This is a genomic window from Kitasatospora sp. NPDC096204 (assembly GCF_044763205.1).
Classification (GTDB): Bacteria; Actinomycetota; Actinomycetes; order Streptomycetales; family Streptomycetaceae; genus Kitasatospora.
Map to the genome: position 1 here is coordinate 20,164 of NZ_JBIWFT010000066.1, position 8,111 is coordinate 28,274.

The 8,111-nt window shown below is 75.7% G+C and carries 7 protein-coding genes; 2 read left to right on the forward strand and 5 right to left on the reverse strand.

The annotated features are described in order from the left end of the window. The first annotated feature begins 23 nt into the window (after positions 1-23). The gene (locus ACIQ87_RS38995) at positions 24-1,388 is read left to right on the forward strand and encodes a dipeptidase (RefSeq protein WP_402416844.1); all 1,365 of its coding nucleotides are present in this window, start codon (positions 24-26) and stop codon (positions 1,386-1,388) included. Here the strand turns inward: ACIQ87_RS38995 and ACIQ87_RS39000 are convergent. Further along, positions 1,364-2,317 (reverse strand): DUF4184 family protein, encoded by a 954-nt coding sequence (locus tag ACIQ87_RS39000; protein WP_402416846.1) that lies wholly within the window; start codon positions 2,315-2,317, stop codon positions 1,364-1,366. The genes ACIQ87_RS38995 and ACIQ87_RS39000 overlap by 25 nt on opposite strands. 151 nt (positions 2,318-2,468) lie before the next feature. Further along, a complete protein-coding gene (locus ACIQ87_RS39005; protein ID WP_402416848.1) occupies positions 2,469-3,536 on the reverse strand; it encodes an NUDIX domain-containing protein in 1,068 nt (355 codons plus the stop codon). A 448-nt stretch (positions 3,537-3,984) separates the two neighbouring features. Between ACIQ87_RS39005 and ACIQ87_RS39010 the strand changes: the two genes are divergently transcribed. Beyond that, on the forward strand, positions 3,985-4,899 hold the full coding sequence (locus tag ACIQ87_RS39010) for a PfkB family carbohydrate kinase (RefSeq protein ID WP_402416850.1): 915 nt from the start codon (positions 3,985-3,987) through the stop codon (positions 4,897-4,899). Between the two features lie 131 nt (positions 4,900-5,030). Here ACIQ87_RS39010 and ACIQ87_RS39015 read toward each other — a convergent pair whose 3' ends face one another. The 3 genes from ACIQ87_RS39015 to ACIQ87_RS39025 all read right to left on the reverse strand — a co-directional run. Then, complete coding sequence (locus tag ACIQ87_RS39015) at positions 5,031-5,897, reverse strand: C40 family peptidase (protein ID WP_402416852.1); 867 nt, start codon at positions 5,895-5,897, stop codon at positions 5,031-5,033. Positions 5,898-6,197: 300 nt separating this feature from the next. After that, a complete protein-coding gene (locus ACIQ87_RS39020) occupies positions 6,198-7,619 on the reverse strand; it encodes an acyl-CoA synthetase (RefSeq protein ID WP_402416854.1) in 1,422 nt (473 codons plus the stop codon). 214 nt (positions 7,620-7,833) lie between these two features. Beyond that, positions 7,834-8,111: electron transfer flavoprotein subunit alpha/FixB family protein (locus ACIQ87_RS39025; RefSeq protein ID WP_402416855.1), on the reverse strand; the 278-nt coding region annotated here is incomplete at its 5' end.

An 8,111-nucleotide genomic window follows, 5' to 3' on the forward strand; every position in this document is an offset into this window, starting at 1 on the left:
GGACCCGTCCCCCCGGAGCCCCGATGTCACAGCCCCTGGCCGACGCCGTCCGGTCCCTGATGGACCGTGCCCGCACCGACCTCGCCGAACTGGTCGCCTTCCCGTCGGTCGCCGACCCGCGCCAGTTCCCGGTCGAGGAGTGCGAGAAGGCCGCCCGCTGGGTCGCCGACGCCTTCGCCGCCGAGGGCCTGACCGGCATCCGGCTGCTGGACACCCCGGACGGCACCCAGTCCGTCTACGGCGAGCTGCCCGGCCCCGAGGGCGCGCCGACGGTCCTGCTCTACTCGCACTACGACGTCCAGCCCCCGCTGGACGAGGACGCCTGGCTCAGCCCCGCCTTCGAACTGACCGAGCGCGACGGCCGCTGGTACGGGCGCGGCGCCGCCGACTGCAAGGGCAACATCCTGATGCACCTGACGGCGCTGCGGGCGCTGCGTCAGGTGTACGGCGACGCCTACCCGGTCAGCCTGAAGATCATCGTCGAGGGCTCCGAGGAGCAGGGCACCGGCGGCCTGGAGCGCTACGCCGAGGCCCACCCCGAGCTGCTCACCGCCGACGCCATCGTCATCGGCGACACCGGCAACTTCGCCCCCGGCCTGCCCACCGTGACCACCTCGCTGCGCGGCATGACGGTCGTCGAGGCCACCGTCACCACGCTGGCCGGCAACCTCCACTCCGGCGCCTTCGGCGGCGTCGCCCCGGACGCGCTGCAGTCCCTGGTCCGGATGCTGGCCTCGCTGCACGACGAGAACGGCGACGTCGCGGTGGCCGGCCTGACCACCGACCAGACCTGGACCGGGGTGCAGTACCCGGAGGAGCAGTTCCGCTCCGACGCCAAGGTGCTCGACGGCGTCGCCCTGACCGGCACCGGCACCATCGCGGACCGCCTCTGGGCCCGCCCGTCCGTCACCGTCCTCGGCATCGACGCCCCGCCGGTGATCGGCGCCACCTCCTCCGTCCAGGCCACCGCCAAGGCCCTGATCAGCCTGCGCGTCGCGCCGGGCACGGACACCCTCGCCGCCCAGGACGCGCTGGTCGCCCACCTGGAGGCGCAGGTCCCGCTCGGCGCCCGGCTCACCATCGAGCGCCAGGGCAACGGCGCCCCGTTCCGCGCCGACATCAACGGCCCGGCGTACGAGGCGATGGGCGAGGCGATGGCCGAGGCCTTCGGCACCGCGATGGTCGCCTCCGGCGAGGGCGGCTCGATCCCGCTCTGCAACACGCTGCGTTCGCTCTACCCGCAGGCCGAGATCGTGCTGATCGGCGTCGAGGAGCCGACCGCCCAGATCCACGCGGTCAACGAGAGCGTCGACCCGCAGGAGCTGGAGCAGATGGCGCTCACCGAGGCGCTGTTCCTCCGCCGCTACGCCGAACTGCGCTCCGTCTGACGGACCCGCCGGGCCTGACCGGCCTGGTCGGCATGGTCGGCATGGTCGGCATGGACGGCCTGCCCGAGCCGGCCGGCCTGACGGGCCTTCGCGGCGGCGCCCCGCGGGGCCTCCCCCGGGTCGTCCGGCCGCCCGCCGCGCAACCGGCGGGCGGCCGCCAGCACCGCCGCGTAGCCGACCGCACCCACCGCGAGTCCGGCACCGGCACCGAAGCAGACCTCCGGCACCAGGTTCCGCCGCAACGGGCTGAGCCGGTGCAGCACCCCGGCGGCCGTCGCCGCGCCGAGCAGCGCGACGGCCGCCCGCCGGGCCCGGGGCGCGAGCCGCACGGCCGGCCGCACCGGCTCGACGACCCGTACCGCACGCGCGGCCCAGCCGCCCAGCGCCACCAGGGCGAGCGCCGAACTGCCGTACTGCAGCGCCTCGTACAGCGGGACCCCGGCCACCGGCCGGTCCAGTACGGGCAGCAGCCGCGTTCCCAGCCGGTCCCCGTGGGTGAACGCGTCCCAGCCGACGTGGGTGGCCGCCCCGATCGCCGCCGAGGCCGCGAACCACGCCGCGCCACGGACCGTAGCGCCGGCCGTACCGGCGTCACCGAGCCCGCGGACCCCTCCGGCCCGCCGGGCGGTCAGCGCCTCGGCGCCACCCGCCCAGCGTTCGGGCAGCAGCGCCACCGCCGGCCCGCGCAGCAGCCCGTGCCAGCCGGCCACCAGCGCGCCGGCGACCGCCACGTCCAGCGTCGGCACCGCCCACCAGCGGTGCGTCAGCCCGCCGTGGCCGTACACCCCGGGCAGCAGGGACTCGGCGAAGAACGGCACGTCCGGCGCCATCGACCCGGCGACGAGCGCCGACGCCACCAGGGGCCCGCGTGCCCCGGCGGCGCGCAGCAGGGGCAGGACGGCGGCGGGATGGCTCAGCGTGAACGGCATGCCCCCATCCTCCCGCCCGCGACCGCGACCCGGCGCGCCGGGAGGCGCCCGGCGGTCCGGCACGCCGCCTGCCGCATGCTCGCGCCGCGCGACGCGCCTCGCACGTCGCACGCCCCCGGGTCCGGGTCCGGGCCCGGGCCCGGACCGGCCGCTACACCGCGTCCGCCGTGCTCGCCAGCCCCACGGCCACCCGGCTCCCCGCCTCCAGGTACCGCAGCTCCCCGCTCCGCCGGGCGTCCAGCGCGGCCGCCAGCCGCCGGTAGCGCCCGGGGGGCAGCAGCTCGCCGGCCTCCTCCAGGGTGACGAAGCGCCAGCTGCGCAGCTCCTCCTGCTGGAGCAGCAGGTTCTGCCGGCTCTCCTCGTTCAGCAGGCCGCCGTCGTACATCAGCCGCAGGCCGCCGCGGCGCGGGCCGGTGCGGGGCTCCCAGTCGACGGCGAGCAGGCGCAGCGTGGACGGGTCCAGGCGCAGGCCCAGCTCCTCGGCGGTCTCGCGCAGGGCGGCGTCGGTGGGGGCCTCGCCGCGCTCGACCACCCCGCCGGGGAAGTCCCAGTCGGGCTTGTAGACCGGGTCGACCAGCAGCACCCGGTCCTGCTCGTCGAAGAACAGGACAGCGGAGGCCACGGTGTCCCCGGTCGGGTCCGGGGTCTGGGCGATCGGACAGCGGGCGGCGCCGACCCGGACGAGTTCGGCGATCCGGTGCGCGGTCTCCCGGGGGGAGAGCCCGCCGGTGTCGATCATGCGGGCGTCGCCGACCAGCCAGCGGCGGGCGGCGCGGTAGCGGGGCAGGTGTTCGAGGCACCAGGCACGGACCCGCTCACTGCCCTCCGGGTCGCCCGGGCACTCCTCGCGGTGGGCTATGCGCTCGCGCAGGATCGTTTCTTCAGGGTCCAGTACGAAGTGGTGCACCGTGATCCCGTGCGAGGCCAGGTCGCCGAAGATCTCGTCCCGGTAGTCCTCCCTGAGCAGGGTCATCGGGACCACCAGCGGGCCCCCGACCTCGCCGAGCAGCGCCGCCGCCGTCTCGGGGACGAGCCGGCGCCACGCCGCCAGGTCCTGGAAGTCGGACACCGTCGCCAGCCGGTCGGCCGGGAGCATCCGGCGCAGGCCGAAGCCCACCAGCTCGGGATCGAAGAGCACGCTCCCGGGCAGCAGTTCCACCAGCTCACGGCAGGCACTGGTCTTGCCCGCCCCGAATGTGCCATTGACCCAGACGATCACAACGTCCCCTGCCCTCGACTTCCCCCGATGCCGTTCGCACCGGGCAGCGCCCCCGTCGGTCGAACCAGCGCCACCCGTGGTGGTACCCGCGCCACGCCGCTCCCCATGCCTGTCCGACGCGCCCGCCCGCACGCCCCACTCTGCCCCGTGACAGCGGCATGTGCCCAGGTCAGAAGCCCACGCATGGAAATATGCAGACCGGTCTACATCAATATTGCACCCCTTCACCACTGCTAGGGCACAGGGCGCCCGATGGGTCGACTTGCCGCGCGCGCCCCGCTCGCGCGCTCCCACATGCCCCTCTCCGTACGCTCCGAGCCCCCGCGTGCGCGCCCCATGCCGCGCCCCGGCCCGTACCCGTCCCCCCACCCACACACCCGCTCAGGCCGCCGGCCACCACCCGCCGGCCTCCTTGCGCCGCCGGTGCCGCGCCGCGTACAGAGGAACGATGAAGCTGCTTCCCGCCGGCCGTGTGGTCGTCATCGGCTCGGTCAACACCGACCGCATCCTCCGCTGCCCCGTGCTCCCCTCCCCCGGCGAGACCGTCCTCGCCACCGCCGCCGGCCGGGGCTTCGGCGGCAAGGGGGCCAACCAGGCGGTGGCGGCGGCCCGGATGGGGGCGGCGACGCACCTGGTGGCCAAGGTCGGGCGGGACCCCGAGGGCGAGGCGGCACGTGCCGATCTGCACGGCGCGCAGGTCGAGACCGGCGCCGTGCTCGTCCACCCGGACGCGCCCACCGGTCAGGCGATCGTCATGGTCGACCCGGCCGGAGAGAACAGCATCGTCGTCGTCCCCGGCGCCAACGCCCACCTCACCCCGGAGGAGGTCACCGCCGCGCTCGGCCGCCTCCGGCTGCTCCCCGTCGACGTGGTCCTGACCAGCAACGAGGTCCCCGCGGAGTGCATCCGCGCGGTCGCCGCCGCGCTGCCCTCCGAGGGCGCCTCGGGCGGCACCCGCTGGCTGCACAACACCGCGCCCGCCGGCACGCTGCCCCAGGCCGGCCCCACCGGACGCCGTCCGCTGGTCGTCGCGAACGCCGTCGAGGCCCGCCAGCTCACCGGCGCCGCCGACGTCACCGAGGCCGCCCGGGCGCTGGCCGAACACGCCGAGGGCGCCGTGGTCACCCTCGGCGGCGAGGGCGCGCTGGTCGTCGTGGACGGAACGCCGGCCCGGCTGTCCGCCCCCACCGTCCGGGTGGTCGACACCACCGGTGCCGGCGACGTCTTCTGCGGCGCCCTCGCCGCCGGACTCGCCCGCGGCGCCGGGCTGACCGACGCGGCCGCCACCGCCGTCGCCGCCGGGGCCTTCGCCGTCACCGGCCTCGGCGCCCGCGGCGCGCTGCCCCGCCCGACGGACCTCTGAGTCCACGTCGGAAGCCCCCGGCCCGCCACACGGAACGCCCGCACACGCCCACGGACACCCACGAACGCCCACGAACGCCCGCCGGGGCCGCCGGACGACCCGGCGCCCCCGACGGGCGGATGGCGACGCCGCTACGGGCGCCCCATGTAGGCCGGGTAGTAGCCGCTGCTGATCCCCGAGATCCGGATGTTGGTCCCGGGCCGCGCGGCCTCGACGTACCTGTTGTCGCCCAGGTAGATCGCCACGTGCTGGATGCCCCGGGCCGTCCCGTTCGGCGACCAGAACAGCAGGTCACCGCGGCGCAGCTGGCTCGCCTTGATCGGCGTGGTCGCCGCGTACTGGTCGTTGGCCACGCGGGGCAGGCTGATCCCGCCGTGCCGGAAGGCCTGCTGAACCAGGCCCGAGCAGTCGTAGCCGTCCGGCCCGTTGCCGGCCGTGCGGAACGGTACGCCCAGCTTGGAGAGCGCGAACTGCACGGCGGCCTCGACGTCCGGGTCCTCCGCGACCGAGTCCTCCACGCTGTAGACCGAACCCCCGGAGCCCGAGGAGCCGCGGCCGGTGCGCTCCAGGTAGATGTCGTAGTGCGAGGTCCAACGCCACTCGCCCTTGCTGTTGCGGAACCAGTAGCGCGATCCGTCCCAGCCCTCCCTGATCCCTCCGGAGCCGGTCGTGGCCTTGGCACCGGAGGCGGAACCGCCCCCGGTGCGGGCCGCGTACACGCTGTAGTGCGAGGTCCAGCGCCACTGCCCCTGGCTGTTCTTGAACCAGTACCGGGAGCCGTCCCATCCGGCGTGCGCCGGGGCGGACTCGGCGGCCGCGGGGCTGACGCCGGTGCCGAGGCCGATCACGCCCGTGCCGGTCGCGATCACGGCCACCATGGCTATCCCCCGACGGAGCCGCGAGGTGCGGGACGGACGGGAGGTGCGGGCGGTGGCAACGTCCTGCTGCCCGGTCGGTTCGCCGGCTGCCTCCGGCGCGCCGGTGTTGACGGTGGTCATCGTGCTGACTTCCTTCACTGCTGCGGATCGCTGCGGACTGCAGCGGATTGCTGTGACCGGCCGGTAGTGGCCGTGCTTGTCGGCAGAACCCCCCGCCCGGCGCGCCGCGGCTTCCGGTCCTGCGACCGGAAGCCGCGGCGTGTCGCCCAGGGGTTCGGTTCTGCCTGCGTGTCACGTTAGGCACGCGTCCGCTCACTGCGCGCAGTGGAGTGCGCCAATGGAAGGGTCACCGGGGGTGAGCACCGACGGCGCATCAGGGTGAACGGCCGTCATCCGAGAAGGCGTCCGGACACCCCCTCCTCAGCGGCCGCCGGCCTCCGCCAGCAGCTGCTTCTTCAGCACCTTCCCCAGGGCGTTCCTGGGCAGTTCGGGCACCAGGACGACCCGCCGCGGCCGCTTGTGCACCGAGAGCCGCTCCGCCACGAAGGCCGTCAGCTGGTCCCCCGTCACGGCGCCGTCGGGAACGACGTACGCGACGATCGCCTGTCCGAGGTCCTCGTCCGGCACGCCGACGACCGCCGCGTCGGCGACCGCCGGGTGGTCGCGCAGCGCGGCCTCCACCTCGCCCGCCCCGATCCGGTAGCCGCCGCTCTTGATCAGGTCCACCGAGGCGCGGCCGACGATCCGGTGGAAGCCGTCCGCCCCGATCACCGCGACGTCGCCGGTGCGGAACCAGCCGTCCGCCGTCCACGCCTCGGCGTCCGCGTCCGGCCGGTTGAGGTAGCCGCTGAACAGCGTCGGGCCGCAGACCTGCAGTTCGCCGACGCTCTCCCCGTCGCTGGGCACCGGCGCGCCGTCCTCGCCGACCAGCCGGGTCCTGACCCCGTCCACCGGCAGCCCGACGCTGCCGGGGCGCCGCTCGCCGTCGGCCCGGGTGCTGACGGTGATCAGCGACTCGGTCATCCCGTACCGCTCGATCGGGGCGTGCCCGGTCAGCGCCGCCAGCTTCTCGAAGACCGGGACGGGCAGCGGCGCGCTGCCGGAGACCAGCAGCCGGGCCGGGGCGAGCCGGGCCGCCGCCTCGCGGTCCGCCGCCAGCCGGGACCAGACGGTGGGCACCCCGAAGTACAGGCTGCCGCCGGCCGCCGCGTACCCCGCCGGGGTGGGCCGCCCGGTGTGCACCAGCGCGCTGCCGGTGCGCAGGGCTCCGAGCACGCCGAGCAGCAGTCCGTGCACGTGGAACAGCGGCAGGCCGTGCACGAGGGTGTCCTCGGCGGTCCACTGCCAGGCGGCGGCGAGGGCGTCCAGGTCGGCGGCGATCGCCTCGCGCCGGATCACCACGCCCTTGGGCGCGCCGGTGGTGCCCGAGGTGTAGAGCACGAAACCGGTCGACTCGGCGGCCGGCTCGGCGTAGGTGGTGGCGGAGCGCCGCGCCGGGTCCACCGGCAGCCCCGCCACCGAGGTGTCCTGCGGCAGTTCCTCCCCGACGGCGTGCGCGAGCAGCGCCGCGCCCGAGTCGCGCAGGATGTGCTCGCGCTCCTTGGGCCCCGAGTCGGGCGGCAGCGGCACCACCGGAACGCCCGCCAGCAGGCCGCCGACCACGGCGGTGACGGTCTCGACGGTGGGCCGGGCGAGCACCGCGAGCGCCGGGGCACCGGCCACCCGGTCGGCGACCGCGGTCGCCGCGCCCAGCAGGTCCTCCCGGGAGAGTGTCCGCCCGTCGATCCGCAGCGCCCGCGCCGCGTCGCCGAAACCGCCCTGAAGTGCCGTCAGCAGTGCCATGCCACCGTCCTCGCCTCGTTCCACGCCACCGCGCCGCGCCCGTGCGCCACGCGCTCGTCCCGCGTGTCCGCCTCCGCGTCACGCGCCGGCGCCGACTCTACGGGCGCCGCCCCGCCCGCCGTGCTCCGGGACGGTCGGGCGGCGGCTCGGGACATGCCGGAGGGCGTGGCACCGAGCGGTACTCGGTGCCACGCCCTCCGTCGTCGTCGCGGGATCAGGCCTTGCGGGCCTTCACCTCGGCGGTGAGCTGCGGCAGCACCTGGAAGAGGTCGCCGACCACGCCGTAGTCGACCAGCTCGAAGATCGGGGCCTCGGGGTCCTTGTTGACGGCCACGATGGTCTTCGAGGTCTGCATGCCGGCCCGGTGCTGGATGGCGCCCGAGATGCCCGCCGCGATGTACAGCTGCGGGGAGACCTGCTTGCCGGTCTGGCCGACCTGGCTGCTGTGCGGGTACCAGCCGGCGTCCACGGCGGCGCGCGAGGCACCGACGG

Excerpts from the sequence above, each read along its gene's own strand:
- ACIQ87_RS39015 (WP_402416852.1), bottom strand. The coding sequence starts at position 5,897 with ATGACCACCGTCAACACCGGCGCGCCGGAGGCAGCCGGCGAACCGACC.
- ACIQ87_RS38995 (WP_402416844.1), top strand. The coding sequence starts at position 24 with ATGTCACAGCCCCTGGCCGACGCCGTCCGGTCCCTGATGGACCGTGCC.
- ACIQ87_RS39010 (WP_402416850.1), top strand. The coding sequence starts at position 3,985 with ATGAAGCTGCTTCCCGCCGGCCGTGTGGTCGTCATCGGCTCGGTCAAC.
- ACIQ87_RS39020 (WP_402416854.1), bottom strand. The coding sequence starts at position 7,619 with ATGGCACTGCTGACGGCACTTCAGGGCGGTTTCGGCGACGCGGCGCGG.
- ACIQ87_RS39000 (WP_402416846.1), bottom strand. The coding sequence starts at position 2,317 with ATGCCGTTCACGCTGAGCCATCCCGCCGCCGTCCTGCCCCTGCTGCGC.